Source organism: Gordonia sp. 11cp (assembly GCF_057767225.1).
Genome location: NZ_CM173437.1, coordinates 4,496,017 through 4,519,765 on the forward strand (window position 1 = coordinate 4,496,017; position 23,749 = coordinate 4,519,765).

Here is a 23,749-nt window from a genome sequence, read left to right on the forward strand (position 1 = left end):
CGAACGAGTTCAGGAACCGTGCGGGTCGCGCTCGTTCAGCGTCGCGACGACCTCGGCATAGTCGCCGCGCGCTTCGCCCCACCGCAGGAACTTCACCCGCTCGACGAGCAGTTCGGTGGCGGTGGGCTGTGAGCCGATGAGGTCGACCACCTCGTCGACGAATTCGTCGAGCGGCATGGCGATGTCGCTGTCACGCTGCCCGGGCAACAGATCGGTGCGTACCGCCGGCGGTACGAGTTCGACGACGTCCACCGATGTGCCGGCGAATTGGAGGCGCAACGACTCGCTCAGCATGTGGATGGCGGCCTTGGTGGCGTTGTAGGTCGGTGTCACCCGAAGCGGGGCGAACGCCAGGCCGGAGGACACGGTCATGATCGTGGCGGCCGGCCGCGCCTGCAGGTGTTCGATGAACGCGGCGATCAGACGGATCGGGCCCAGCAGGTTGGTGGTGACGGTCGCTTCGGCGGTGTCGAGGAAGCCCGCCGGCGACGACCAGTCCTCGATGCGCATGATCCCGGCCATCGCGACGAGCACGTCGAGATCAGGGTGCTCGGCGATGACCTGTCGTGCGGCCACATCGACACTGTCCGGGTCGGCGATGTCGATCTCCATCGTGTGCAGCCCGGGGTGCTCGGCACGGATTCGGTCCAGGAGTTCGGTGCGCCGCCCACCGACGATGACGGTGTTGCCCTCGTCGTGCAGCCGGGTGGCAAGGGCCAGACCGATTCCGCTGGTCGCGCCGGGGATGAAAATGGTGTTTCCGGTGAGGTTCATGCCCTCGAGTCTCCGATCCGGCAGGGACACGATCCAGAGCTCGCTCATCGGGGGATCGCCGATCCCTGGCAACGTGGTACCGGCGCCGTGATACTGACGAGATGGATCGCGATGCGCTGGCCGGGTTCCTCGTGAGCCGACGCAACAGTCTGCAACCGTCGGATGTGGGTATCCCGGCTGGCGCCCGGCGACGCACGACGGGTCTGCGTCGTGAGGAGGTCGCACAGCTGGCGACCATGTCCACCGACTACTACACCCGACTCGAGCAGCGCCGCGGCCCACAACCGAGCACGCAGATGCTGTCGGCGCTCGCTCGCGCCCTACGCCTCACCGCCGATGAGCGGGACTACCTGTTCCGGGTCGCCGGGCACAGCGCACCGGACCGGGTGGCTGCGTCGGACCACATCGCACCCGGACTTCTGCGCGTCCTGGACCGACTGACCGGCACGCCCGCCCTCATCCTCTCGGCGCTGGGGGAGACGTTGATCCAGAACGATTGCGCGAGAGCGTTGTTCGGCGACACCGACCACCTCACCGGAATGGAACGCAGCGCCATCTACCGGTGGTTCGTGCACCCCGACGACGAGCGCGCCCGCTATCCGGCCGACGACCACGAACGGCAGAGCCGGGCACAGGTCGCCTCACTGCGGGCTGCCTACGGTGTGATGGGTGCGGATTCGCGAGCCGGAGCGATGGTGGCAGAGCTCCGGCGCCGCAGCAGCGAGTTCACCGCACTCTGGGACACCCACATGGTGAGTCGACGCTTCGAGGACCACAAGATCCTGCTCCATCCCGAGGTCGGCGTGATCGAGGTGGATTGCCAGGCGTTGTTCACCGAGGACGAGACCCAGGTCCTGCTCGTGCTGACGGCGGCACCGAGGACCGACGCGGCCGGAAAGATCGAGTTGCTCAACGTTCTCGGCACTCAGCAACTCCGGCTCGACCCGCGCTGACGGTCCGGCCCGTGACGCGCGCCGACGGCCGCTGCGACAGCGCACATCGCGGTGGGACTACGGCGAACCGGTCGGACGCGTGTTGATCCGCCGGCCGATCGCGGACACCTGCCGAAGCTGCGCACGCGTCAGCCGATCGATGACGAGTTCGCGCACATTGGCCACATACCCGGGCGCGGTGCCGACCACCTTCTCCCAACCCGACTCGGTGAGAACGGCATTGGTGAACCGCCCGTTCTCCGGGCAGGGGTGGCGCACAACCCACCCACGCTTCTCGAGTCTGGAGACCACATGCGACAGCCGCGACAGCGAACCGTAGGACAGTTCGGCGAGCTGGCTCATCCGCAAGGTGTGGTCCGGCGCCTCGGACAGAGCAGCCATCACCTCGTACTCGAAGTGTGTGATCTGGGCGTCGCGGAGGAGCTGGGCGTCGAGCGCGTGGGGGAGGTGGGCCAGCGCGGTTGCCACCTGGATCCAGGCGTCCATTTCCTCGTCGTCGAGCCAATTCGGCTCGGGGGCAGTCGACATCTGCGCAGTGTATATGAAGTGAACACATCCGTGATCAGGTTGACGCGTCAAGTGTCATAGCCTAGCCTTCACTTGATTCATCAAGTCAGAACACACTCTCAGTGAGGCGGCTCAGTCATGACCAACCCCATCGTCCGCAGCGCGGGCATCCTCCTCGGACGCGTCGCTCTCGGCGTCATCTTCCTGGCCCACGGCCTGCAGAAGTTCCAGCAGAACGGCTGGACGGGACCGCAGACGGGATTCGACATGATGGGCGTCCCGGCCGCATCGTTCTCGGCGTTCGTCGTCACCTGGCTCGAGATCCTCGGTGGCATCGCGCTGATCATCGGACTGCTGACCCCGATCATCGCCGCGCTGCTGACCCTGAACATGATCGGCGCACTGTTCATCGCACACGTGGACAACGGCATCTGGGTCTCCGACGGCGGCTACGAGTTGGTCCTCGCCCTCGGGGCCGGCGCACTGATCCTGGCAGTCATCGGCGCCGGGCGTTTCAGCGTCGACGCCGCACTGGGCTCGAAGGTCAGCTGGCTGGCCGCCGACGACTCCCGGTCGCGCGAACTCGCGGGATCCACGCGCTGACGGCCCGCTCGCTCCGCTGACGACGCAGCGCCCCGGCCCCGTTCGGCCGGGGCGCTGCGTCGTTGACATACAGTCCCCGTCAGGGTGCCGAGCGGAATGAGAGACATGACCTGGCTGATGCTGATCGCGGCGATCGCCTCCGAGGTGGCGGCGACGTTGTCGCTCAAGGGTGCACAAACAGAACCGGCGCTGTACGTCGTGGTCGCCGTCGGGTACATGCTCGCGTTCGCACTCCTCGCCGGAGTCCTCAAGCGCGGCATGGGGATCGGGGTGGCCTACGGGATCTGGTCGGCGTCGGGTGTGGCCCTCACCGCGGTTCTGGCGACCTGGATCTTCGACGAACCCTTCGGGATCGCGATGGGGATGGGCATCGTGTGCATCGTGATCGGGGTGGTCCTGGTCGAGACCGGTCACCGGCCACCCGTCGACGCCGGCACCACGGAGGCCTGACTGTGGGATATCTGTTCATCGTCGCGGCGATCGTCGCCGAGGTCACCGGCACCCTCGCATTGCGCGCCGCCGCCACCGGCCGTCGGCGTTTCTACGCAGTCGTGGTGGCCGGATATCTGACGGCGTTCGTCGCGTTGACATTCGGGCTGAGGGACGGTGTGCCGCTCGGTGTCGCCTACGGCATCTGGGCCGCCGCCGGCGTCGCGGCAACGGCTGTCGCGGCACACTTCCTGTTCCGCGAGCGGCTCACCCGTCGAATGGTCGCCGGTATCGGCGTCATCATCGTCGGAGTGCTCCTCGTCGAGCTGGGTGCGCTGCACTGACCTCCGGCTCGGAGAATTGCCCCGCTGGGGCCCCGACGGTCAGCCGCGTTCGGAATCGGGAGAGCGCACGTCCATCTCGACGTCGGACTCGACGTCGCGTGGATTGTCGAATGAGACGTCGATCTCCTGGAAACCCTTGTTGCGCTGCGCGAGAACCTGCGCCGAGTACGCCGCCTCATCGCCCTTCGTCAGGCTGACGTTGTCGGTGAACGGCGTCAACAGCGACCGTGGGTAGAGGTGATCGACCCGCACCGAATTGGTCTCCAGGCACAACACGATCACGATCGACGCCACGTACAGGAACGCCAGCAGGCCCAGCACGATCGCGAAGACGCCGTTGGTGGAACTCGCGTTCCCGATGACGTGCTGCACGTAGACCGCGCCGAAGGTCTGGATGATCTGCCAGCCGACCGCTGCTGCGAAAGCACCTGGCAGCACGTCCCGCACCGACACATCCCGGGCGGTGCCGATCCGGAACGCGACCGTGAACACCAGCGTGCTCAGCGCCACCGACCCGAGGATCGCGAGCCACCGCCCGACGATCCCGAGCTCGAAGGCGGCCGAGACGCCGTTGACGACGGTCAGGCCGATCACCGCGACGCCGATCGTCGACAGCAACAACAGTCCACGTAGGCGGGCGACGATCGGATCCGGGCGCTCGTTGCGCGGGACCGCCCAGATCGTGTTCATCGCGTTCTGGGCGGCGACGGCCACTCCGAGGCCGCCGTATAGGGAGACCACGACCCCGATGATGATCGCAGTGACACCGCCACTGAGTTTCTCGGGCTCCTCGAGTTGTCCGCCGATGACCGGGATCTGGCTCATCGCCGAGTCCAGAATCCGTTCCTGGAGGTCGGGATTGTCGGCCAGGACGATCCCCAGCACGGTCGCGAAGAGCAGCAACAGCGGGAACAGCGAGATGAAGGCGTAGTAGGCGCACAGTGCCGCCAGGTACGCGCCCTGATCGTCGACGAACTTGTAGATGACGGCGAGTGGGAAACCCGTCGCCGGATGGTCCCGCTGGAACCGGTCGACCCGCTCGGTCAACGACACCCGTTCATTCCTCCTCGACGGATCGTCCGCGCTTCTCGCTCAGTCGAACGAGTCATTCACCGGGAGTTACCACGGTGGTGCCGACTGTAACCCGCACGCGGCCTGATTGTCCGACACGCCATCGGATCGGCGATTCACCGAAATGGATCAGCGCCGGGAATGCCGAGTGCCCGGAACGGGAGCCCTAGACGCCAATAGGCGAGACCGGCCAGACCACGTGGGAAGAAGCGTTCCGTGGTCGTGGTCTCCACGACCCCGCGCGAACCGTCGACGTCCCGGATCTGCTGTTCGCGATAAGCCCTACCGAATCTGTTGTCGCGCAGGCGTACTCGGAGGAAGTCCGGCCGTCGCGCATGTGCGATCTCGCCGCGGTGCCGTGCGTCCCGCTCGAGCCGGTCCCAGACCGTCGTGCGGCTCGCCTGCTCGCTGCTGCGGGTGACGGTTTCGAACATCTCCTCACCGGCCCACTCCGGGTCGGTGGGCAGGGGCTCGGCGGGGGACACATCGGCGGAGGCGTTGGCCCAGGAGGCCGGCCCGTCGCCGCGCGCGGACCGTTCGAGGGTGAGTGCCACCGCCCGCGAGTAGGGGGTCAGCCCGCCGTCCGGACGATCGATGATCGCGTCGACCGCTCGGTCGCGGCACACCGCGTCGCATTCGAGCGATTCGATCAGCGGTCGTGCGATCTTGCCACGAATCGGCGTGACGAACCGGACCCACCGGCTGGCCAGGGCCGGGGTGAGGTACGGCAGGACCACCATGATCCGCGGACGCAGGCCCGCGACCTCCGCATACACCTGCATCATGTCGCCGTATTCCAGGACGTCGGGTCCGCCGATGTCCCAGGTTCTGGACGATGGGACGGTCGCGGTGGCCGCCTCGACGAGATAATGCAGCGCATCGTCGACGGCGATCGGCTGGATCTTGTTGTGCACCCAACGAGGTGTGGTCATCGCCGGTAGACGCTCGGTGAGGTGCCGGATCAGTTCGAACGAGGCCGACCCCGATCCGATCAAGGTGCCTGCCTGCAACGCGACGGTTTCGATCGGCGAGTCGATCAGGATGTCTCCGACCTCAGCACGGGACGCGAGGTGTTCGGAGAGCTCGGTGCCGGACGGGTGCAGGCCGCCCAGATAGACGATCCGGGAGACCCCGTTCTGCTGTGCCGCGGCGACGACGTTCTCCGCGGCACGTCGTTCCTCGGCGGCGAAGTCGGCGTCGGTGCTCATCGAATGCACCAGGTGGTAGACGACGTCGACGCCCGCGAAAGCCTTCACCAGCGAATCGCGATCGGAGAGATCGCCTTCGACCACCTCGGCTCCCGGTTCGGACAACCACGGTGCGCCGGACAGCTTGTCCGGCGTCCGCGCCAGGGCGCGCACGCTGTGCCCGCGCGCCAGCAACCGCGGTGCCAACCGGCCGCCGACATAGCCGGTTGCTCCGGTGACCAGACAGGTTCGCGACTCGTCCACCTGACTCCTCTGCTCTGGGATGTGCTTCCCAGGCTAGGGAGAGTGTTCGCGTCGTGCCGCCCTATCGGCGGGGTCGGTGCCGGATCGTTCTCTGCGGCCACGGTTCGGTAACGACGCGATGCACAGGGCACGTGACCAACCCGAATCAGCCGTCGGCCGGTGAGCCGTCCTCCGCTCCCGCCGGCGAGTTCTCGAACCACAGGCACTCTTCCACGAGCCCGGCGCTCTTCCATCCGTCGGCGGTCCGGACCATCGAATGGTGATAGTTCCCGCCGCACGTGCTCAGTTCGGGCATCCCGACGAAACGCATCGGGTTGTAGAACATCGCACGCACGTCGGCACGATCACCCTCGCCGGGGTGGGCGAAGGTGTACTCGATGTTGGTGATGAAGTGCTGACTCACCGACACGAACGCGAAACTCTCCTCGAGCCACGCCGCGATCTCGTCCCGGGTGCCCGCCTGACCGAATGGCGTCGACGAGTAGTCGACCACCGCTTCCGGGGTGAACACCGAACGCCAAAGTTCCCAGTCCCTGGTGTCGACGGCGCGTGAGTACCTGTACAGCGTGTCCGCGATGCCGAACCGGTCGCTGATCTCTTGCAGATCCATCGTTCTCCAGTCGGTCGATCTCCGCTGTGCCGAGGTGACCCGCGGTCGCCGGCTTCCTCGTCGACGACTATAGACACCAGTCCAGACGCCTGTCAGCGATTTCCGCTGTGCTGCGTGATCGGTCAGCTGGTGCTCGCGAGATCCCGGACGACGCAGAGATCGGCGACGAAGGCGTCGAACGCCTGATCGCGCTGTTCGACGGGTCCCCGGAGAATCGACGAGGGATGAACGGTCGCCACCACGGACTCGGAATGGTCGGGACCGACATCTCCGTCGGCTCCGAGCTCGAAGCGTTCGCCACGGTGCTTAGTGAGTCGAAAACCGGTGCCCAGCAACGCCTGTGCGGCCGTAGCGCCCAGACACACGACGATGCGGGGCGAGACCGCGTCGAGTTCGGCCAACAGCCAGGGCCGGCACGCGACGACCTCACCGCGGTTCGGCTTCTCGTGAATTCGTCGCTTCTGACCCGCTGCCCGGGTGAACTTGAAGTGTTTCACCGCGTTCGTGACATAGGTGATCTCGCGGTCGATGCCGGCGGCCTCGAGTGCGCGGTCGAACACGCGGCCGGCCGGACCGACGAACGGTTCACCGGCACGATCCTCCTGGTCACCGGGCTGCTCGCCGACGAACATGATCGTCGATCCGGGATCGCCCGCGCCGAACACGGTCTGGTCGGCGTCGCGGTAGAGGTCGCACCCACGACAGGCGCGCGCCGCCGATGCGAGGTCGTCGAGGTCGTGCGAGTCGGGGACGAACTCAGCCGCGCCGACATGCGTCGTCTTTGCTCCGGGATTCACGATGCCTGCCAACCGTGATCATCGACGAGACCGTCGAGCAGAGCGGACCAGTCGGCGAACCGCGACACCGGCGACCGCGCCGGTGACCACCCACGGCCCGCCCACGAGCAGCGGATCGATCCAGGCATGACTGCCGTCGACGCGGGTGCGGCCATGGCGCGATGACCAGCCGTGGTGGGTGAACTCGGACGCGATGCCGGTCTCGGTCAGTGGGTTGTCCGGTCGGGCGCTCGCCAGGGACGCGAGGTGCGCTTCGATCGACGCCACACGGTCGGCGCCGAGGAGGATCAGCCAGTGCGCCGCGCGACCTTCGCTGTAGCGGTAGGCAGATCGCCGGATCGCGCCGGACAGCCCGCGCGGCGGCGTCGATGTACCGAAAACCGGTGTGAGGAAGGCGTGTTCGTTGGACCGTTCGCGAGGTCGACGCTCGGGCTGGTCGTCCGGGACGGTCCAGTGGACGCCGGGCGCCGGTTCGACGGGCAGTTCGCGGGGAACCGCGGGACGGTTCGCGGTGTCCAGATCGACGCCCCAGCCCGGGATCCGGTCGACGAGGGCGGAGGTGTCGGGATCGTTGGGGCGGTCTGCGGGATATGCGGGCACGGTTCCTCCTCAGCCGGCGTCGGCGACGATGATGGGCTTGATGCAGTCATCGAGCTTCGCCGAGAAGATGTGATAACCCTCTGCGATGTGCTCGAGTGGTATGCGATGGGTGACAATGTCGTTCGGCTTGAAGTAGCCGTTGCGTATGTGGTCGAACAATCTGGGCCACTGACGTTTCACCGGACATTGGTTCATGTTGAGAGTGAGTCCTTTGTTCATGGCGTCGCCGAACTTCACCGCACTGAACATCGGGCCGTAGGCGCCCATGACCGAGACGGTCCCGCCTTTGCGGACCGAGTCGATGGCCCAGTTGAGGGCTATCGGGGATCCGCCCTGGAGTTTGAATTTGGCCGCTGTCACGTGCTGGAGGAAATTGCCGTCGGCCTCGGCGCCGACGGCGTCGATGACGCGGTCCGCGCCGATGTTGTCGGTGATCTCCTTGAGGTGGACGATGATGTCGTCGTACTCGGCGAAGTTGTAAGTCTCGGCGTGGGCGAACTGCGCGGCCTGGTCCAGGCGATACTGCAGGTGATCGATGACGATGACCCGTCCCGCGCCCATGAACCAGGCCGACCGCGCGGCGTACAGTCCGACCGGTCCGGCGCCGAACACGATGACGGTCTCGCCCTGCCGGATGTCGGCGAGCTGGGCTCCGAAGTACCCGGTGGGGAGGGCGTCGGTCAGCATGAGCGCATCCTCCGGGTCCATCCAGTCCGGTATGACGCTGGGTCCGACATCGGCGAACGGAACACGCACGAACTCGGCCTGTCCGCCGTCGTATCCGCCGCAGGTGTGTGAATAGCCGTAGATCCCACCCACGGCCGTGGCGTTCGGATTCACGTTGTGGCAGTTGGAGTACAGGCCCCGCGCGCAGAAGTAGCACGTTCCGCAGTAGATGTTGAAGGGGACCATGACCCGGTCGCCGACACCCACGTTCTGGACCGAGCCGCCGACCGCCTCGACGACCCCGACGAACTCGTGTCCGAAGGTCATCCCCGGGCGGGTGTCGGGCATCATCCCGTGATACAGGTGCAGGTCCGAGCCGCAGATCGCGGCATGGGTCACCCGGACGATGGCGTCGTTGGGATGTTCGATCTGCGGTACAGGCTTCTCCTCGACGCGGACCTTGTAGGGCCCGCGGTAGACCATCGCTCGCATTGTGTCTGGGCTCATGCGCTGCCGGGTACCCCGGCGTCCGCGGGACTAATCGCGCTGGAGACACTGCGCGAGAAGACCGGTGTCACGGGCAGGGGTGTACAAAAGGAACCCGAGCCCAGGACAGGCTGCAGGAGGAGATGTCGATGTCAGTGGTGTCATATGTGATCGCCGGATCGGAGGCCAGCGGGGGAGCGGGCATCCAGGCCGACCTGCGCACTTTCGCGCAGCTCGGTACCTACGGGGTGGGGACCATCACCTGCATCGTGTCCTTCGACCCGAACAACGACTGGGCGCATCGCTTCGTACCCGTCGAGTCCGCGGTGATCGCCGATCAGATCGAGGTGGCAACCGCTGCGCACGAGCCCGATGTCGTGAAGATCGGAATGCTGGGCACCCCGGCCACGATCTCCACCGTCGCGGCGGCACTGGCCTCGCGACCGTGGCGCGAGGTCGTCGTCGACCCTGTGCTCATCTGTAAAGGTCAGGAGCCGGGGGCCGCGCTCGACACCGACAACGCTCTGCGTTCGGAGATCCTGCCGCTGGCCACCGTGGTGACCCCGAATCTGTTCGAGGCCGCGACTCTGGCCGGCATGGACGAGCTGACGTCGATCGACGATCTCGGCGAGGCGGCTCGCCGCATCCACGACCTGGGGCCGAAGGTCGTCGTCGTGAAGGGTGGGGTCGGACTCCCCGGCGACGAGGCGATCGATGTCGTCTTCGACGGTGCGGACGTCACCGTGTTGCGCGCCCCGAAGGTCGGTGACGAGCGTGTCTCCGGGGCCGGGTGTGTGTTCGCCGCGGCTACGACCGCCGAGCTCACCAAGGGGGTCGACGTACTGGAAGCGATCCGGACCGCCAAGCAGTTCACGCACGACGGCATCGTCGGCCGTCTGGCCTCGCAGGCCCCCTTCGACGCGGTCTGGCACGGAGGGAAGTAGTGCCCAGGGTCTCCGACGTCGCAGTCGTCGGTGCCGGGATCATCGGCCTGTCGGCCGCTTATCGCCTTGTTCGGCAGGGTCTTTCGGTCACCGTGTACGACGTGGGCCGGCCGGGTCACGGCCAGTCGGCGGGGCAGTCGCGGATCTTCCGGCACGCGCACGACGACCGGCGCCTGGTCGATCTGGCCGTCCGGGCCCGGCACCACTGGGACGTCTGGTCCGATGAGTTCGGGATCCCGCTGATCTCGCCCGACGGAGCCGTGATGCTCGGCGATGCGGTCCCTCGCCGTCGCGGTCTGCTCGAACGGGCCGGAGTGACGGTCGTTCCGCTCGACGCCCAAGGGCTTCGGGAGGTGATGCCCGTGCTGGCGGACTATCAGGGCGAGGCGATGCTCGATGTCGACGGGGGTTCCATCGACACGCGCTCCGCGATCGCGGGACTGAGCGGCCGGTTGTCCGGGACCTTCGTCCACGAGGAGGTTCTCGCGTCGCATTCCGACGGTGACACCGTCACCATCAGGACACCGACGACGGTGGGGGAGCATGGTGCGGCGGTGGTGTGCGCGGGACGCGGAACCGCACCGCTGGCCCGGGGCCTCGGTGTGGCGATCCCGGTCCGATTGGGCGCGCACGTTCGGGTCTCGTTCGCGGTGCGGGACAGCAACCTTCGGCTTCCGACGCTTCAGGACGGCAGTGGACACTTCGGCGCGGACGCCGTCTACGCCGCGGGGTATCCGGACCGGTCGGCGTATGGGCTGGGCATCGCCGACGACCTCGACGCACACGACGACGGAACCCTCGACGACGCGACTCGGTTGGGTGAGCTCGCGGAAGCAGCCGGCCGCTATGTGGCGACTGCACTGCCGGGCCTCGATCCCACACCTCGCGACATCGTGCACTGCTGGGTGACTACTCTCCCGTGGGGTGACGACGGTGTCGCGCTCTGGCGTACCGGGCCTGTCGTCGCGGTGGCGGGCCACAACATGTTCAAACACGCGCCCGTGATCGGTGAAGCGCTCGCCGAGGCCGTTGTCGCAGGGCGTGTTCCGTCCGGGTTTGCGCCCGAGGACAGACTCGGCGGCGTCGCGGACAAGGCATGAGCCTGGTCGACACCGCCACGTGAGTCCTGGTCAACAGGCCGGACGTGAGGTCGAGACCTCGGCCTGACGTCCGTGGTGCATCCTGGAGACTGCACACCGTAGTCGACCAGAGGAGTACCGGGTGACGACGACGCCGGAGAATGTCGATGTCCTCATCATCGGCGCAGGCATATCGGGCATCGGGGCCGCCCGGTACCTGCGAACCGAGCACCCGGGCAGGACGATCGCCATCGTCGAGGCCCGAGAGTCGGCGGGCGGCACGTGGGATCTGTTCCGGTACCCGGGAATACGGTCGGACTCCGACCTCCACACCTTCGGCTACGCGTTCAAGCCGTGGACCGACAAGCAGGCAATCGCCGACGCACCCCGGATACTCGACTACCTGCACGAGACGATCGAGGAGAACGACCTCGCGCCGCACATCCGCTACGGCCATCGGGTGATCGCGGCGTCGTGGTCGTCCGCCGACGCACGCTGGTCGGTCACCGTCGAGCGCACCGACACCGGTGACCACATCCAGATCAGTGCGCAGTGGATCTTCTGCGGGTCCGGTTATTACGACTACGACGAAGGGTTCAGCCCGGACTTCACCGCGCGCGAGCGGTTCCAGGGACAGATCGTGCATCCTCAGCACTGGCCGGAGGACCTCGACTACACGGACAAGCGGGTCGTGGTGATCGGCAGCGGTGCCACTGCTGTGACACTGCTGCCGGCGATGGCTGAGCGTGCCGCGCACGTGACGATGCTGCAACGGACACCCACCTACATCATCCCGTTGCCACGCGAGGACGCGATCGCGAACACCCTGAAGAAGGTGTTGGGCAACGAACGCGGTTACGCGTTGACGCGGCAGAAGAACGTCGCCCAGCAGCGGGTGCTGTTCGAACTGTGCCAACGGTTCCCGAAAACCGCCCGCCGGATCATCCGGAAGATCAATCAATCCCAGCTACCGGACGACTATCCGGTGGACACCCATTTCAACCCGCCGTACAACCCCTGGGATCAGCGACTGTGCGTCGTCCCCGATGCCGACCTGTTCCGGACGATCCGGTCGGGCAAGGCCTCCATCGTCACCGACCGCGTCGAAACGTTCACCGAGACCGGGATCAGGCTCGAGAGCGGCGAGGAGCTCGCCGCCGACATCGTCGTCACCGCAACCGGTCTCAACATCAAGATCATCGGCGGAATCGACCTCAGCGTCGACGGCGAGCGGGTGTCACTGCCCGACACCGTCGTCTATCGGGGAATGATGCTGTCCGGGGTGCCCAACTTCGCACTCGCCATCGGGTACACGAACTCGTCGTGGACGCTCAAGATCGGCCTCATCTGCGAGTACTTCTGCAAACTCCTCGCGCACATGGACGCCGCGGGGTACGACACGGTCTGGGCGGTGGCCGACCCGGACATGCCGACCCGTCCACTCCTCGACTTCGGCGCGGGCTACGTGCAACGAGCGCTCGACACCCTGCCCAAGCAGGGTCCGGAAGCGCCGTGGGTCATGTCCATGAGCTACTACACCGACCGTCGCCTGCTCCGCGGCCACGTGGCCGACGACAATCTGCGATTCGCCGTGGCGGGGGAGCGAACCGTTTCGGCGACCACGGCTGCGCCGTCGTCCTGACCCCGTGTCGGAAGAACGGTGCCGGCGAGTTCGGGACCGTACGCTGACCGCATGGAGTTCGAGGAGACCTTCACCGTGGTGGCCGTGGCGTTCGAGGCGGTCGGTGCGCTCGCGATGATCATCGGGTTCGTCGTCGCGATCGTCCTGGGAGCACGATCCCTGGTCCGTCACGAAGGGGGAGGGGTGGCGTTCTCCGTACTCCGCAACACCCTGGGCGCAGCCATCCTGCTCGGACTCGAGGTATTGGTCGCCGCCGACCTCATCCGCACCATCACCTCCAAACCCTCCATCGAGGACGCGCTGATCCTGGGGATCATCGTCGTGATCCGGACCGTGCTGTCGATGTCCATCCAGATCGAGATCGAAGGGGTACTTCCGTGGCGCCGAGCGCTCCTCACCAGCGGCGGACAACTGCTGGGCCAGGCGGTCGCTCGCGATTCCGCGGCTTCCGCGGCCGCGCGTGAGAACTCCGCGGCCGACGCGCGGCGGACATCGGGCTGACGGCCACCTCCGACGGCTATGTCCGTCGGAACTGTTGCCGGTACCTCGCTGGTGACGTCGCGAACGCGCTCGCGAAGTTCTGCCGCATCGTGACGCTGCTCCCGAATCCGCAGCGACGGGCGATGGTGTCGACGGCCAGGTCCGTGGTCTCCAGCAGCGCGCGCGCCGCGTCGAGTCGCTGGGTGAGGACCCACTGTGCGGGGGTGGCGCCGGTCGCGATCTTGAAGTTGCGAACGAAGCTCCGCGTACTCATGCATGCGTGTGCGGCCAATCGCTCGACGGTCAGCGATTCGTCGAGATGCCCCAGCGCCCAGGCGATCACATCACCGATCGGGTTGTCCGCGGCGGTCGTGGGCACGGGACGCCGGGTGTACTGGGCCTGCCCACCGTCACGATGTGGGGCCACCACAAGACTGCGCGCCACGTCGTTGGCGACGTCGGCGCCGAGCCGCTCCCGCACCAGGTGCAGGCATGCGTCCACGGCGGAAACCGTTCCCGCAGAAGTCATCACGTCGCCGTGATCGACGTACAGGACCAACGAGTCGAGGTCGATGTCGGAGTGCCGGGACTTGAGCGCCTCCATCGCAGCCCAGTGGGTCACCGCGGTCCGGCCGGCCAGGAGACCCGAGTCCGCAACGGCCACGGCCCCGAGGCACAAGCCCACGATGGTGGCGCCGCGGGCGTGCGCCGCGGTCAGCAGTTCGTCGAGACGGGCGTCGAGCTCCGGCAGATCCTCCGGCCAGGACGGCACCACGACGATGTCCGCCGTGGCGGCGGCGTCGGGACCGGACAGTCCACTCAGGCGGTAGCCCTCGGCGAGGGTGACCGCATTCTCGGTGAAACTCCACAGCGTGGTCGTCCACGGCGTACGTGGTGACACCCGGCGCACTTCGCCGAACACCAGCTGGGGTGCGGCCAGATGGAAGCTCGATACGCCGTCGAAGGCGTAGATGGCGATGTGCATACTGGCTCGATCCCATCGGTAGGGGGCAGTTGCGCCACTTCCGACCGTACCCGGTGGTCTCGGAGAATCGAGTCGACACATCGGCGGGCGCACCGGCGAACGCCGACGACACAAGGAGCACATCGTGACAGCATCTCGTCGGGCACTCGTCCTCGTCGACGTCCAGAATCAGTACTTCGACGGCCCGCTCACCATCCAGTACCCGCCGCGCGAGACGAGCGTGCGCAACATCGCGCGGATCATCGACCATGCGGTCGCGAACGCCGTCCCGGTCGTCGTCGTCCGCCACACGCTGCCGTCAGAGGCTCCGGTGTTCGCCGAGGGCAGCGATGCCTGGCAGTTGCATCCCGAGGTCGCCCGACGGGTCGATCCGAGTTGGAAGTCGGTGCACAAGAACGTCGGAAGCGTGTTCGGCGGCACCGACCTCGCCGAGTGGCTGCGGGCCGAGGGCGTGGACACGATCACCCTCGTCGGCTACATGACCAACAATTGCGACCTCGCGTCGGCGGCGGGCGCCGAGGAACTCGGGTTCACCGCGGAGATCATCTCCGACGCCACGGGTGCGATCCACATCGCCAATGCGGCCGGAAAGGCGTCGGCCGAGCAGGTCCACAACACGCTCATGACGGTGCTCAACTCCAACTTCGCCGCCGTCGCCACGACCGACGCTTGGCTCGAGGCCGTCACGGCCGGCACCGCACTCGAGAAGGACAACCTCGTCGCGTCGGCGCTGGAAGGGCAGAACGTCTTCGATGCCTGACCCCTCCTCGCGGTTCATGCGGAACACATCCGTGTGGGTCACATCCGTGCGTACCGCGCCAGCCAGTAGCAGTACACGCCGTACGCGGCGATACCCACCGCTGCCAACACCATCAAGACCTGGCCCGCCGGCAGGCCCGCGAGAGATTTGACCGCACCGTCGATCCCCGTGGCCTTCGACGGATCGGCGGTCGCGACCGCGACGATTACCAGGATGCCGGTACCGGCGAGGACGACACCTTTGCCGCAGTAGCCGACCACGCCGGCAACCGTCGCAGCCTTGTCGCCGGAGATGGTGAGATCGTCGAGGAACGATCGGCTGGCTCCCTTGTACACGTGGTAGATCCCGACCCCGATGATGATCAGGCCGGCTGCGACGAGAACGAACTTGCCTCCGCCCGACTGCAGGAGCCGAGCTGTCAGACCGGCGTTCTCCTGACCGCTCGACTTCCCCTGACCTGTCGCGAAACGGATTGCCGACCAAGCGAAACCGACGTAGACGACGGCCAACGACAGCGCCTTTCCGCGGTCGAACCACTGCTCGGCGCCGTCACTGTCCTCACCCGGTTCGGTCGCGTGTGGCCCCACAATGGCCTCGGCGAGTCGCCACAGGGCGAGGGCGGCGAACGCGACCGCGGCGACCCACAGCACGATTCGCCCACCCGACGAGTCGGCGAAGATGCCCAGGGCCCCTGACTGGTCGGCGTTTCCACCCCCGCCGAAGGCGAGGCGAAGGACGATGTAGGCGATCAGCAGATGGAGCAGCCCGCTGACTGCGTGCCCGGCGCGGGCGAGGCGCTCGAACCACGGGCTGTCGGTGGCGCGGTCCACCGCGCCGGTCACTTGATTGCGGCTCATCGTGCCACGTCCCTTCCGCCGATCGACCGAGCTCGTGCCCGGCCGGTCCCATTGACGTTACGGGGTGCCACCCGACGGCTCAGTTCCCCTGCGAGTTGCGAAGCGCCCGCGCCTGTTCGATGAACTTCTGATCCTTCTCATCGTTCTTGTCCGAGGCCGTGGTGTCCCGCGGCGGCAGTTGCAAATGCTCCTCGGCGGGCATACCCGCCTGGAGCTGCCGGCCGCGCTCGAGTTCCGAGTCGAACTCGGCGCCGAACAGCAGGGCGAGGTTCGTCAGCCACAACCACAGCAGGAACACGATGACCCCGGCGAGTGCCCCGTAGGTCTTGTTGTAACTGCCGAAGTTCGACACATACAGCGCAAACGCGGCCGACGCGACGATCCACGTGACGATGGCGAGCACCGCACCGGCACTGATCCAACGGAACTTCGGCTGCTGCACGTTCGGCGTCGCCCAGTACAGGATCGCGACGATCAGGATGACGAACAGCAGCAGGATGGGCCACCGAACGATGTTCCACACAGTGAGCGCGGTGTCGCCGAGCCCGACGGCGTCACCGATCGACTTCGCGATCGGCCCGCTGATCGCGAGCATCAGTGCCACCGCGGCCGCGAGAACAAGCGCCACGAGTGTCACCAGCAGCATGATGGGACGCAACTTCCAGATGGGGCGGCCCTCGTCGATCTCGTACATGCGGTTCATGGCGCGGCCGAAGGCTCCCACGTATCCCGATGCGGACCACAGCGCGCCGAGCAGACCGAGCACGAGTGCGAAACCGGCGCTGGGCGCGGCCACGAGTTGTTCGACGGGCCCTCGCAACGTGTCCACCGCCGACGACGGGCCGATGTCGTCGACCATCTGCAGGACTGCGTCGGTCGTCTTCTCGCCCTGGCCGAACACGCCGAGCAGCGAGACCAGCGCGAGCAGCGCCGGGAACAGCGACAGCACCGAGTAGTACGTCAACGCCGCGGCGAGGTCGGTGCACTGGTCGCGAGAGAACTCGCGAGCGGTCTTCTTCAGTACGAAGAGCATCGACGGCTTGGTCAGGTCGGTCGGCGAGTCCGGCTTACGCGGGTCGTCGGGATCGGCCGAATCGGGGTCGTCGCGAACGTCCCGGTCGCCCGCGACCGGATCTCGCTCAGCTGGGTCGGCGGCGTCATCTCGTTGCATCTCCTGCGCATATCCCTCGGGCACGCAAGCCAAACCCGATCGACGTCGTCAACCCCCACCGGGCGTTCGGGGTCAGCGCGCGAGGGCGCACGCGTCATCGACCGCACTTTGCAGATCACGCTGGATCCACCGCGTCACCGCAGCCGGCGTCTCGTCGCGTCGAGCGCGGAGGTCCACCGGATCGCCCAACGCGACGACGGGGCGTCCGCCTCCGCTCGGATAGGCTATACCCGCGGACACCATCCACACCTCGACGTCGTTCCGCAGGGCGCGATGGGCGATGTGCCCGATCCCGGTACCGAGTCGCTGAACCTGGGTGGGGTCACCCTCGTTGCAGGTTCCCTCCGGGAACACCGCGATGCTGTCACCGCGGGCCATCCGTTCGACGCAGACGCCGATCATCCGACGCCCCGCATCCGCGGCCGCCCGCACCCCGTGGTCCTTGCTGCGGAAGACCGGGATCCCGCCCAGGGTGTCGATCTTCCTACGCTGCTCCGGATCCTCGAACAATTCGTCCTTCGCGAGGACCCGCAGACTGCCGATCCGCCGTCGCAACGGTGAGCGGAACCCGGCTGCGGCGAGGACCAACGGGTCCCGCTCGGAGACGTGATTTGCCGCGATGAGCATCGGCACCCCGGTGCGAACGGTGCGGTTGAGCCGGTCCCGCGAGCGAAAGCGAACGACCGGCCGAATCCGGGCGGCGAGCACGCCGTACATCATCCGCGCCCGGGCTCGGTCCTGCTGATGGACGAGGTAGTGCTCGTACACAGCCTGCGACTCGGACAGCTCGACTCTCACCTAAGTTACGGTACCGTAGGTTGTGACGGCGCGATGCGGTTCTGGTCAGTCCGGGACGACGACCGCCCGTCCGCGCAACTCATTCGCGGCGAGTCGTCGGTACGCCTCGAGCCCGTCGTCGAGGGAGAACTTCTCGACGGCGACCTCCAGCACTCCGTCGCGAGCGAGGTCGAGGACCTCGATCAGCTCATCCCGAGCGCCCCAGTAGGGGGCGCGCACCGACACCTCGTACGGCTGCGAGAAGAATCCCACGTTGGCAGCGGCGACGCCGTCACCGATGCCTACGATCACGACGTCACCCATCGTGCCGACGACCCCCATCGCGGTGTCGAGCGTCGGTTGGAGTCCGACGAAGTCGAATACGGCTGTGGCCCCGTCGTTTCCGGTGATCGACCGGACATTCGCCACGGCGTCGGCATCGCTGAGGACTGTCTCATGGGCGCCCACTTCGCGCGCGAACGCGAGCTTGTCCTCGCTGACGTCGAGGGCGATGATCCGCGCCGGGGTCAGGTGCCTCAGCAGCTGAATCCCGATGTGTCCCAGACCGCCGGCACCGATCACGACCGCCGTTGTGCCGCCGACGAGCTTCGGCAGCGATGGTTTGATCGCGTGGTAGGGGGTGAGCCCGGCATCCGTGAGCGGGACCGCCGCGATCGGGTCGAGATCACCGAGCGGGACGAGATGACGAGCGTCGTCGACGATCATGTACTCCGCCATCGCGCCCTCGTTGCCGAGTCCGGGTGGAGCGATGCCGAGTTCGGCGGCGCGAGTGCAGTAGTTCTCGAGCCCACGCGAACAGAAATGGCAGACACCGCAACCCCACGGGCCGTAGACCGCGACCGCCGTCCCCTCGCTGAGTGACGTGACGCCACTACCGATTTCGGCGACCACGCCTGCGCCCTCATGCCCGAGCGTCATCGGCAACGGATAAGGGAAACCCTCTGCGGGCATGTTGAGCACGAAATCGTCGGAGTGGCACGCACCCGCAGCGGTCACCTTCAGGAGCACCTGTCCGGGACCGGGTGTCGGCTTGTCGACCTCACGGAGCTCTGGCGGACTTCCTGGCTTGATGATCTGGATGGCTTTCATGCCGGACACCCTTCGGTTCGAGTCGTTCGCGTGCTCTCCCGCCCTCCGGTCTACCCGCGTATGGCCATACGCGCATAGGTCTACGGCGAACCGGACATGAATTCCTGGTCGGACCTCACCATCGCCGCGAGGGGCTCCGAGCCGCACAGCGTACGCACTGCCGGGCGGCCGGCAGCACCTCCAGGCGCTCCGCACCGATCGGTGCGCCGCATGTCTCGCAATGCCCGTACGCACCGGAGCCGACACGATCCAGCGCGGCACCGATCTCGTCGAGCCGAACCCGCGATCGTTCCAACTGGGCAACCAGGTGTCCGCGTTCGACCGCCAGCGTCGAACCCTCCGGATCGTGCTCGTCGTCGGCTGCCGCGTCGCTCGTCGCCTCGAGGACGGCAGCAAGGCGGGTCGACAACGACTCGATCAGTGCGGCGGTACGTTCCCTCTCGGCGACCAGTGCATCGCGGGAGTCGACGTCCTCACTCGGGTTCACAGTGCGCCCATCCGACGGCGTCTCGCTCAGGTACCGCAGAAGGTCTGGAAGGTGTCGCTGAACGCCTGCGGGGCCGGTGCCGCGTAGTGAGCCCAGTCCATGCGACGTTCGAACGGATGCGTGACCGCGGTCAGCAACCGGCCGAACGGTTCCAGATCCCCCTCGGTCGCGGCACGCAGGGCAGCATCGACCTGGTGATTCCGTGGGATGTAGACCGGGTTGACACGGTCCATCGCCGCGGCGACCGCCTCGGGCTCGCGACCGGCACCGGCCAGTGCACGTCGCCACCGTTCGAGCCATGGACCGATGTGCTCGCGGGGAATGAGGCTGGTGATCGGGACCTGGTCGCCGCGGAGCTCGTCGGCCAGCGCCCGGAAGGTGCCCGTCCAGTCGGCGCGCTGGTCGCGCATCAGGGTCAGAAGGTCGGCGATCAGGTCGGGTTCGGCAGACACATCGTCCAGTCCGATCTTCGACGCCATGCCGGTGATGAAATGTCGTTCGTAGCGCGCCTCGTAGGTGGTCAGCACCTCGGTCGCCGCAGTGATCGCGTCGTCGGGCGTCGGCGCCATGAACCTGAGCAGGGTTTCGGCGAACCGGGCCAGGTTCCATTTCAGGACGGCGGGCTGATTCCCGTATGCGTATCGACCGGCATGGTCGATCGAGCTGAACACCGCTGACGGATCGAACGCATCGAGGAAGGCGCAGGGGCCATAGTCGATGGTCTCTCCGGAGATCGTGGTGTTGTCGGTGTTCATCACCCCGTGGACGAAGCCGACGAGCATCCACTGGGCCACCAGGGCCGCCTGACGTTCGAGAACGGCTTCGAAGAACGCGACGTAGCGGCTGTGGTCGCCGGGTTCCGACGCCGCGGCGAGTTCCGGATAGTGACGGTCGATCGCGTAATCGGCCAGTTGCTGCGTCAGGTCGGTGTTACGCGCGGCGTATTCGAAGGTTCCCACGCGGAGATGGCTGGCGGCGATCCGGGCCAGCACCGCGCCGGGTTCGGCACCGGTGCGCTGGATGTCGCGCCCGGTGGCCACGACCGACAGCGAGCGCGTCGTCGGGATGCCCAGCGCATGCATCGCCTCACTGACGAGGTACTCGCGCAGCATCGGCCCCACCACGGCGAACCCGTCGCCGCCTCGAGAGAACGGAGTGCGCCCAGAACCCTTGAGCTGCAGGTCCACTCGTCGACCGTGGCGATCGACGAGCTCTCCCAACAGCAAGGCCCGACCGTCGCCGAGAAGTGGGGTGTAACCGCCGAACTGGTGCCCGGAGTAAGCCGTCGCGACGGGGACGGCGTCGACAGGGGCGGCCGCACCCGCCAGGAGCGCGATGCCGTCGTCGGTTCGGAGGGCGTCGGTGTCGAGCTCGAGGTCGGCAGCGAGTGCCTCGTTGACGACCAGCAGGCGCGGTGCGGGTGCATCGGCGCCCTGCCACGGCACGGTGAGTGGCGTCAGCGCATCGACGAAAGTGCGCTCGAAGCCGGCGATCGCGGCACTCGTGCGTGCGGGGGAATCAGGAGAGGCGGACACCCTACCGAGGGTAACCAGTTTCGCCATCGGCAAACCGGGTGCGCGGTCGGAACCGTCCGGTTCGTCGGCCTCGGACGGCCGTCAGACAGCCAGTGCCGCGCCACAGATGCCGCACGCCTCGAAGTTGCGTCGATTCCACCGGGCGATCGGAATGAAGAAGACACTGAACTGTGAGTACTCACGCATCCTCGCCCACTGGGTGGTGTTGTGGCAGCGGGGACACGCACGGGTCTGGCCCGCGCCGAGATGCTTTTGCCTACGGCCATATCCGAACAAGAAGAACACACCGCCATGGTAGAGATCCCGGCGGCGACTGGACGTGTGCGCAGCACCAGTTCTTCTCCGATCCCGGACCCGCGGAACGTCGGCCGGACATACAGGTGGCCGAGGTAGCCCCATCGGCCGCCGGCGGCCCGGCGCGGACTGGGCATCCGGATGTGCTCGGTCAAGCACACCATTCCGATTGCGAGTTCATGTGTGCCGGCGGTCCAGACCGTTCGCCGGTCGTCGCCGAGCCAGGTCGCGACCGCGGCGACGAAGTCCACGTCGCCCTGCCATGGTCCGACTGTGGCATCGGTCTCGCGCGCCCACTCCCACCGAAGTTCGGCCACTTGTTCCGCGCTTCGACAGCGGTGTATTCCCACTCCGTCCCGATCGGTCACCCCCCAAGGGTGACCGATGTTCCGCGTCCGCCGTACGACGACGCCACGTTCTCGCCCGGCCACGCGCGTTTCACTCCGGTGAAGGCGCGGCGTCGATCGGGTTCCGCGACGAGAATGGACACCGTCGGAGGTAGCGTCGACCACTCGGCGACGCGGCCGTCGCGATGCCGGAAATCGGTAGGCTCGATGGTGACCGAATTGTCGGTCTGATGACGACAACGGCGGGCCGCGGACACGCAAACCGGAGGGAATCATGGAAGCACTGATACTGATTGCCGTCATCGTCGTGATCGTCGTCGGGGTGGTGGTCGTCGCACAGCAGCGTTCCGGCGCCAACGCGGCCCGCACACTGGACGACGCGAAGGCCGACGCGCGGCAAGTCATCGAACGACTCGGGGGACAGGTGTTCATGCTGGTCGGCGACGGCCCGGCGTCGAAGCAAGCGCTCGCCGACGCGGGAGAGCGCTACACCGCGGCGGGGTCCCAGATCGAGCAGGCCAACTCGCCGACGCAGGCCCGGCTGGCCAAGCAGACCGCGATCGAGGGTCTCTACTACATCCGGGCGGCCCGCGCGGCGATGAATCTCGACCCCGGACCGGCCATCCCCGAACTCGACGGTCAGAAGAGTGCGGGTGCGGTCACCGAGGATCGCACCGTGGAGTTCGAGGGACGAACGGTCGCGGCATCGCCGAATCCGTCGGAGCAGACACCGAATTACTACCCCGGCGGTCGTGTCGCGGGTCGCCCGGTGCCCGCCGGTTGGTACTCGGAGCCGTGGTGGAAACCGGCTCTGGTGGCCGGCGCCTGGGGACTCGGGTCGATGTTCTTGTTCTCGGCGATGTTCTCCGGAATGGCGGGCGTGCCCTACGACGCGCAGGGATTCGAGAGCGGCGCAGGCGACGGTTCCGAAGCGGGTGCACTCGAGGGCGGCGGCGACTCCGGCGACTTCGGCGGTGGCGATTCCGGAGGCGGTGATTCCGGCGACTTCGGCAGTGGAGGAAGCGATTTCGGCGGCGGCGACTTCGGCGGTGGATTCGACTTCTGAGCGCTCTCCCTGGGGTCTCCCGGCTACCCTGAGGACCGCTCAGGTCGCTGTCGGTGCGGCGACGACGGAGAGCAGCCGGAGCTTCTCCGCGCTCGCGCTACCCGGTGTCGCGGTGTAGACGAGGAGTGAGTGCGAACACCGCGGGTCGACGAGGATCTGGCAACTCAGCTCCAGGAACCCGACCTCGGGGTGCTCGTACCGCTTGAGCTCCCGAGGTGCGATGCCCACTTCGTGCCGTGCCCAGATGTCGCGGAACTCCTCGCTCTCGGCGCGGAGTCGTTCCGCCAGTGACGCCGCGTAGGAATCAGGGCCACGGAGCGCCATGACTCCGCGGAGCCCCGACACGTACATCCGCGAGTAGAACTGATGGTCCTCGGCAGGGTGCAACCGGCGAGAACCGGCGTCGGTGAACCACCGATAGCCGATGCTTCGCGCGGGACCGTCGAACCGCGTGAGGTCGCCGACGAGGGCGACCCCGAGACGGTTCTGGCGCAACGTTTCACCGAGTTCGGTGACGATCTCGGCCGGAGTGTCGTCGAGTCGGTCGAAAATGCGCATCATGCCCGGGGCGACGTGCTCGCGGTCGGAGCCCGCAATCGGCGGCTGGTGGCCGGCGAGGAGGAACAGATGGTCTCGCTCCGCGCGCGAGAGGTGCAAACCCTGGGCGATGGCGGCGATCATCTGCGGCGACGGCTGCGGGCCGCGCTCTCGTTCGAGCCGCGAGTAGTAGTCGGTGGACATGTGACTCAACGCCGCGACCTCCTCGCGACGGAGGCCACCTGTGCGACGCCGTTGTCCACGCGGCAGTCCCACGTCTTCGGGTTGCAGCGCGGCGCGCCTCACCCGGAGAAAGTCTGCGAGGCCCGGTCGATCGATCATGTGGCCATTGTTCCGTGCACGGGTACCGCTCAGCCACGGATCGAC

At 67.1% G+C, this 23,749-nt stretch carries 27 protein-coding genes and 1 pseudogene; 10 read left to right on the plus strand and 18 right to left on the minus strand.

Annotated features, from left to right (window positions below; genetic code table 11):
• Nucleotides 1-9: 9 nt before the first annotated feature.
• Nucleotides 10-774, minus strand: coding sequence for an SDR family oxidoreductase (locus tag AC3B6C_RS20145; protein ID WP_488376325.1), 765 nt, complete (start codon nt 772-774; stop codon nt 10-12).
• Nucleotides 775-875: 101 nt separating this feature from the next.
• On the opposite strand from AC3B6C_RS20145, the gene AC3B6C_RS20150 reads away from it, so the two are divergent.
• Nucleotides 876-1,727 (plus strand): helix-turn-helix transcriptional regulator, encoded by an 852-nt coding sequence (locus tag AC3B6C_RS20150; RefSeq protein WP_488373886.1) that lies wholly within the window; start codon nt 876-878, stop codon nt 1,725-1,727.
• A gap of 57 nt (nt 1,728-1,784) precedes the next feature.
• On the opposite strand, the gene AC3B6C_RS20155 is transcribed toward AC3B6C_RS20150, so the two are convergent.
• A complete protein-coding gene (locus AC3B6C_RS20155) occupies nt 1,785-2,255 on the minus strand; it encodes a MarR family winged helix-turn-helix transcriptional regulator (protein ID WP_488373887.1) in 471 nt (156 codons plus the stop codon).
• Between the two features lie 117 nt (nt 2,256-2,372).
• On the opposite strand from AC3B6C_RS20155, the gene AC3B6C_RS20160 reads away from it, so the two are divergent.
• From AC3B6C_RS20160 to AC3B6C_RS20170, 3 genes are all read left to right on the plus strand, one after another.
• Nucleotides 2,373-2,837 carry a DoxX family protein gene (locus tag AC3B6C_RS20160; RefSeq protein WP_055476018.1) on the plus strand — a complete coding sequence of 155 codons (465 nt, stop codon included), beginning with the start codon at nt 2,373-2,375 and terminating at the stop codon, nt 2,835-2,837.
• A 105-nt stretch (nt 2,838-2,942) separates the two neighbouring features.
• A complete protein-coding gene (locus AC3B6C_RS20165; protein WP_488376327.1) occupies nt 2,943-3,287 on the plus strand; it encodes a DMT family transporter in 345 nt (114 codons plus the stop codon).
• A gap of 2 nt (nt 3,288-3,289) precedes the next feature.
• On the plus strand, nt 3,290-3,610 hold the full coding sequence (locus AC3B6C_RS20170) for a DMT family transporter (protein WP_488373888.1): 321 nt from the start codon (nt 3,290-3,292) through the stop codon (nt 3,608-3,610).
• A gap of 39 nt (nt 3,611-3,649) precedes the next feature.
• On the opposite strand, the gene AC3B6C_RS20175 is transcribed toward AC3B6C_RS20170, so the two are convergent.
• The 6 genes from AC3B6C_RS20175 to AC3B6C_RS20200 form a co-directional block, all read right to left on the minus strand.
• Nucleotides 3,650-4,663, minus strand: a complete 1,014-nt coding sequence (locus AC3B6C_RS20175; protein WP_488373889.1) for a YihY/virulence factor BrkB family protein — start codon at nt 4,661-4,663, stop codon at nt 3,650-3,652.
• Between the two features lie 134 nt (nt 4,664-4,797).
• Nucleotides 4,798-6,132, minus strand: coding sequence for an NAD(P)H-binding protein (locus AC3B6C_RS20180; RefSeq protein WP_488373890.1), 1,335 nt, complete (start codon nt 6,130-6,132; stop codon nt 4,798-4,800).
• 145 nt (nt 6,133-6,277) lie between these two features.
• Nucleotides 6,278-6,742 (minus strand): nuclear transport factor 2 family protein, encoded by a 465-nt coding sequence (locus AC3B6C_RS20185; protein ID WP_010842562.1) that lies wholly within the window; start codon nt 6,740-6,742, stop codon nt 6,278-6,280.
• Between the two features lie 122 nt (nt 6,743-6,864).
• Nucleotides 6,865-7,539, minus strand: a complete 675-nt coding sequence (locus AC3B6C_RS20190; protein WP_488373891.1) for a UdgX family uracil-DNA binding protein — start codon at nt 7,537-7,539, stop codon at nt 6,865-6,867.
• A gap of 18 nt (nt 7,540-7,557) precedes the next feature.
• On the minus strand, nt 7,558-8,139 hold the full coding sequence (locus tag AC3B6C_RS20195) for a hypothetical protein (RefSeq protein WP_488373892.1): 582 nt from the start codon (nt 8,137-8,139) through the stop codon (nt 7,558-7,560).
• Between the two features lie 9 nt (nt 8,140-8,148).
• A complete protein-coding gene (locus AC3B6C_RS20200) occupies nt 8,149-9,297 on the minus strand; it encodes a zinc-dependent alcohol dehydrogenase (RefSeq protein ID WP_010842559.1) in 1,149 nt (382 codons plus the stop codon).
• Nucleotides 9,298-9,440: 143 nt separating this feature from the next.
• On the opposite strand from AC3B6C_RS20200, the gene AC3B6C_RS20205 reads away from it, so the two are divergent.
• The 4 genes from AC3B6C_RS20205 (at nt 9,441) to AC3B6C_RS20220 (ending at nt 13,457) form a co-directional block, all read left to right on the plus strand.
• Nucleotides 9,441-10,235 carry a PfkB family carbohydrate kinase gene (locus AC3B6C_RS20205; protein WP_488373893.1) on the plus strand — a complete coding sequence of 265 codons (795 nt, stop codon included), beginning with the start codon at nt 9,441-9,443 and terminating at the stop codon, nt 10,233-10,235.
• The gene (locus AC3B6C_RS20210) at nt 10,235-11,335 is read left to right on the plus strand and encodes an NAD(P)/FAD-dependent oxidoreductase (RefSeq protein WP_488373894.1); all 1,101 of its coding nucleotides are present in this window, start codon (nt 10,235-10,237) and stop codon (nt 11,333-11,335) included. Before AC3B6C_RS20205 ends, AC3B6C_RS20210 begins: the two co-directional genes overlap by 1 nt.
• A 121-nt stretch (nt 11,336-11,456) precedes the next feature.
• On the plus strand, nt 11,457-12,956 hold the full coding sequence (locus AC3B6C_RS20215) for a flavin-containing monooxygenase (protein WP_488373895.1): 1,500 nt from the start codon (nt 11,457-11,459) through the stop codon (nt 12,954-12,956).
• Nucleotides 12,957-13,007: 51 nt separating this feature from the next.
• On the plus strand, nt 13,008-13,457 hold the full coding sequence (locus AC3B6C_RS20220) for a DUF1622 domain-containing protein (protein WP_488373896.1): 450 nt from the start codon (nt 13,008-13,010) through the stop codon (nt 13,455-13,457).
• A gap of 16 nt (nt 13,458-13,473) precedes the next feature.
• Here the strand turns inward: AC3B6C_RS20220 and AC3B6C_RS20225 are convergent, their stop codons facing one another.
• The gene (locus AC3B6C_RS20225; RefSeq protein WP_488373897.1) at nt 13,474-14,421 is read right to left on the minus strand and encodes a GlxA family transcriptional regulator; all 948 of its coding nucleotides are present in this window, start codon (nt 14,419-14,421) and stop codon (nt 13,474-13,476) included.
• Nucleotides 14,422-14,545: 124 nt separating this feature from the next.
• Here AC3B6C_RS20225 and AC3B6C_RS20230 point away from each other — a divergent pair, with 124 nt between their 5' ends.
• Nucleotides 14,546-15,181: an isochorismatase family protein gene (locus tag AC3B6C_RS20230; RefSeq protein ID WP_488373898.1), complete on the plus strand. Its 636-nt coding sequence runs from the start codon at nt 14,546-14,548 to the stop codon at nt 15,179-15,181.
• A gap of 38 nt (nt 15,182-15,219) precedes the next feature.
• Here the strand turns inward: AC3B6C_RS20230 and AC3B6C_RS20235 are convergent, their stop codons facing one another.
• The 8 genes and pseudogenes from AC3B6C_RS20235 to AC3B6C_RS20270 all read right to left on the minus strand — a co-directional run.
• A complete protein-coding gene (locus AC3B6C_RS20235) occupies nt 15,220-16,038 on the minus strand; it encodes a DUF1206 domain-containing protein (RefSeq protein WP_014926870.1) in 819 nt (272 codons plus the stop codon).
• Nucleotides 16,039-16,117: 79 nt separating this feature from the next.
• Nucleotides 16,118-17,209 carry a YihY/virulence factor BrkB family protein gene (locus tag AC3B6C_RS20240; RefSeq protein ID WP_035717335.1) on the minus strand — a complete coding sequence of 364 codons (1,092 nt, stop codon included), beginning with the start codon at nt 17,207-17,209 and terminating at the stop codon, nt 16,118-16,120.
• Between the two features lie 72 nt (nt 17,210-17,281).
• The gene (locus AC3B6C_RS20245; RefSeq protein WP_488373899.1) at nt 17,282-18,007 is read right to left on the minus strand and encodes a lysophospholipid acyltransferase family protein; all 726 of its coding nucleotides are present in this window, start codon (nt 18,005-18,007) and stop codon (nt 17,282-17,284) included.
• Between the two features lie 45 nt (nt 18,008-18,052).
• The gene (locus AC3B6C_RS20250; RefSeq protein WP_488373900.1) at nt 18,053-19,096 is read right to left on the minus strand and encodes an NAD(P)-dependent alcohol dehydrogenase; all 1,044 of its coding nucleotides are present in this window, start codon (nt 19,094-19,096) and stop codon (nt 18,053-18,055) included.
• Between the two features lie 115 nt (nt 19,097-19,211).
• Complete coding sequence (locus AC3B6C_RS20255; RefSeq protein WP_010842548.1) at nt 19,212-19,583, minus strand: TraR/DksA family transcriptional regulator; 372 nt, start codon at nt 19,581-19,583, stop codon at nt 19,212-19,214.
• Between the two features lie 26 nt (nt 19,584-19,609).
• Nucleotides 19,610-21,145 carry a protein adenylyltransferase SelO gene (locus AC3B6C_RS20260; protein WP_488373901.1) on the minus strand — a complete coding sequence of 512 codons (1,536 nt, stop codon included), beginning with the start codon at nt 21,143-21,145 and terminating at the stop codon, nt 19,610-19,612.
• A gap of 54 nt (nt 21,146-21,199) precedes the next feature.
• Entirely contained in the window at nt 21,200-21,403 is a 204-nt protein-coding gene (locus AC3B6C_RS20265; RefSeq protein WP_014926875.1) for a zinc-ribbon domain-containing protein, read from the minus strand.
• A gap of 56 nt (nt 21,404-21,459) precedes the next feature.
• Nucleotides 21,460-22,062: pseudogene (locus AC3B6C_RS20270) on the minus strand (GNAT family N-acetyltransferase); the annotation flags it as partial.
• Here AC3B6C_RS20270 and AC3B6C_RS20275 point away from each other — a divergent pair.
• Nucleotides 22,034-22,825: a DUF1542 domain-containing protein gene (locus AC3B6C_RS20275; protein ID WP_488373902.1), complete on the plus strand. Its 792-nt coding sequence runs from the start codon at nt 22,034-22,036 to the stop codon at nt 22,823-22,825. The pseudogene AC3B6C_RS20270 and the gene AC3B6C_RS20275 sit on opposite strands and share 29 nt — an antisense overlap.
• A gap of 39 nt (nt 22,826-22,864) precedes the next feature.
• On the opposite strand, the gene AC3B6C_RS20280 is transcribed toward AC3B6C_RS20275, so the two are convergent.
• Complete coding sequence (locus AC3B6C_RS20280; protein WP_488373903.1) at nt 22,865-23,704, minus strand: helix-turn-helix transcriptional regulator; 840 nt, start codon at nt 23,702-23,704, stop codon at nt 22,865-22,867.
• Nucleotides 23,705-23,749 lie beyond the last annotated feature (45 nt).

Excerpts from the sequence above, each read along its gene's own strand:
- AC3B6C_RS20150 (WP_488373886.1), top strand. The coding sequence starts at position 876 with ATGGATCGCGATGCGCTGGCCGGGTTCCTCGTGAGCCGACGCAACAGT.
- AC3B6C_RS20250 (WP_488373900.1), bottom strand. The coding sequence starts at position 19,096 with ATGAAAGCCATCCAGATCATCAAGCCAGGAAGTCCGCCAGAGCTCCGT.
- AC3B6C_RS20205 (WP_488373893.1), top strand. The coding sequence starts at position 9,441 with ATGTCAGTGGTGTCATATGTGATCGCCGGATCGGAGGCCAGCGGGGGA.
- AC3B6C_RS20200 (WP_010842559.1), bottom strand. The coding sequence starts at position 9,297 with ATGCGAGCGATGGTCTACCGCGGGCCCTACAAGGTCCGCGTCGAGGAG.
- AC3B6C_RS20145 (WP_488376325.1), bottom strand. The coding sequence starts at position 774 with ATGAACCTCACCGGAAACACCATTTTCATCCCCGGCGCGACCAGCGGA.
- AC3B6C_RS20185 (WP_010842562.1), bottom strand. The coding sequence starts at position 6,742 with ATGGATCTGCAAGAGATCAGCGACCGGTTCGGCATCGCGGACACGCTG.
- AC3B6C_RS20235 (WP_014926870.1), bottom strand. The coding sequence starts at position 16,038 with ATGAGCCGCAATCAAGTGACCGGCGCGGTGGACCGCGCCACCGACAGC.
- AC3B6C_RS20155 (WP_488373887.1), bottom strand. The coding sequence starts at position 2,255 with ATGTCGACTGCCCCCGAGCCGAATTGGCTCGACGACGAGGAAATGGAC.
- AC3B6C_RS20165 (WP_488376327.1), top strand. The coding sequence starts at position 2,943 with ATGACCTGGCTGATGCTGATCGCGGCGATCGCCTCCGAGGTGGCGGCG.
- AC3B6C_RS20225 (WP_488373897.1), bottom strand. The coding sequence starts at position 14,421 with ATGCACATCGCCATCTACGCCTTCGACGGCGTATCGAGCTTCCATCTG.
- AC3B6C_RS20240 (WP_035717335.1), bottom strand. The coding sequence starts at position 17,209 with ATGCAACGAGATGACGCCGCCGACCCAGCTGAGCGAGATCCGGTCGCG.
- AC3B6C_RS20260 (WP_488373901.1), bottom strand. The coding sequence starts at position 21,145 with ATGGCGAAACTGGTTACCCTCGGTAGGGTGTCCGCCTCTCCTGATTCC.
- AC3B6C_RS20275 (WP_488373902.1), top strand. The coding sequence starts at position 22,034 with ATGGAAGCACTGATACTGATTGCCGTCATCGTCGTGATCGTCGTCGGG.
- AC3B6C_RS20280 (WP_488373903.1), bottom strand. The coding sequence starts at position 23,704 with ATGATCGATCGACCGGGCCTCGCAGACTTTCTCCGGGTGAGGCGCGCC.
- AC3B6C_RS20220 (WP_488373896.1), top strand. The coding sequence starts at position 13,008 with ATGGAGTTCGAGGAGACCTTCACCGTGGTGGCCGTGGCGTTCGAGGCG.
- AC3B6C_RS20160 (WP_055476018.1), top strand. The coding sequence starts at position 2,373 with ATGACCAACCCCATCGTCCGCAGCGCGGGCATCCTCCTCGGACGCGTC.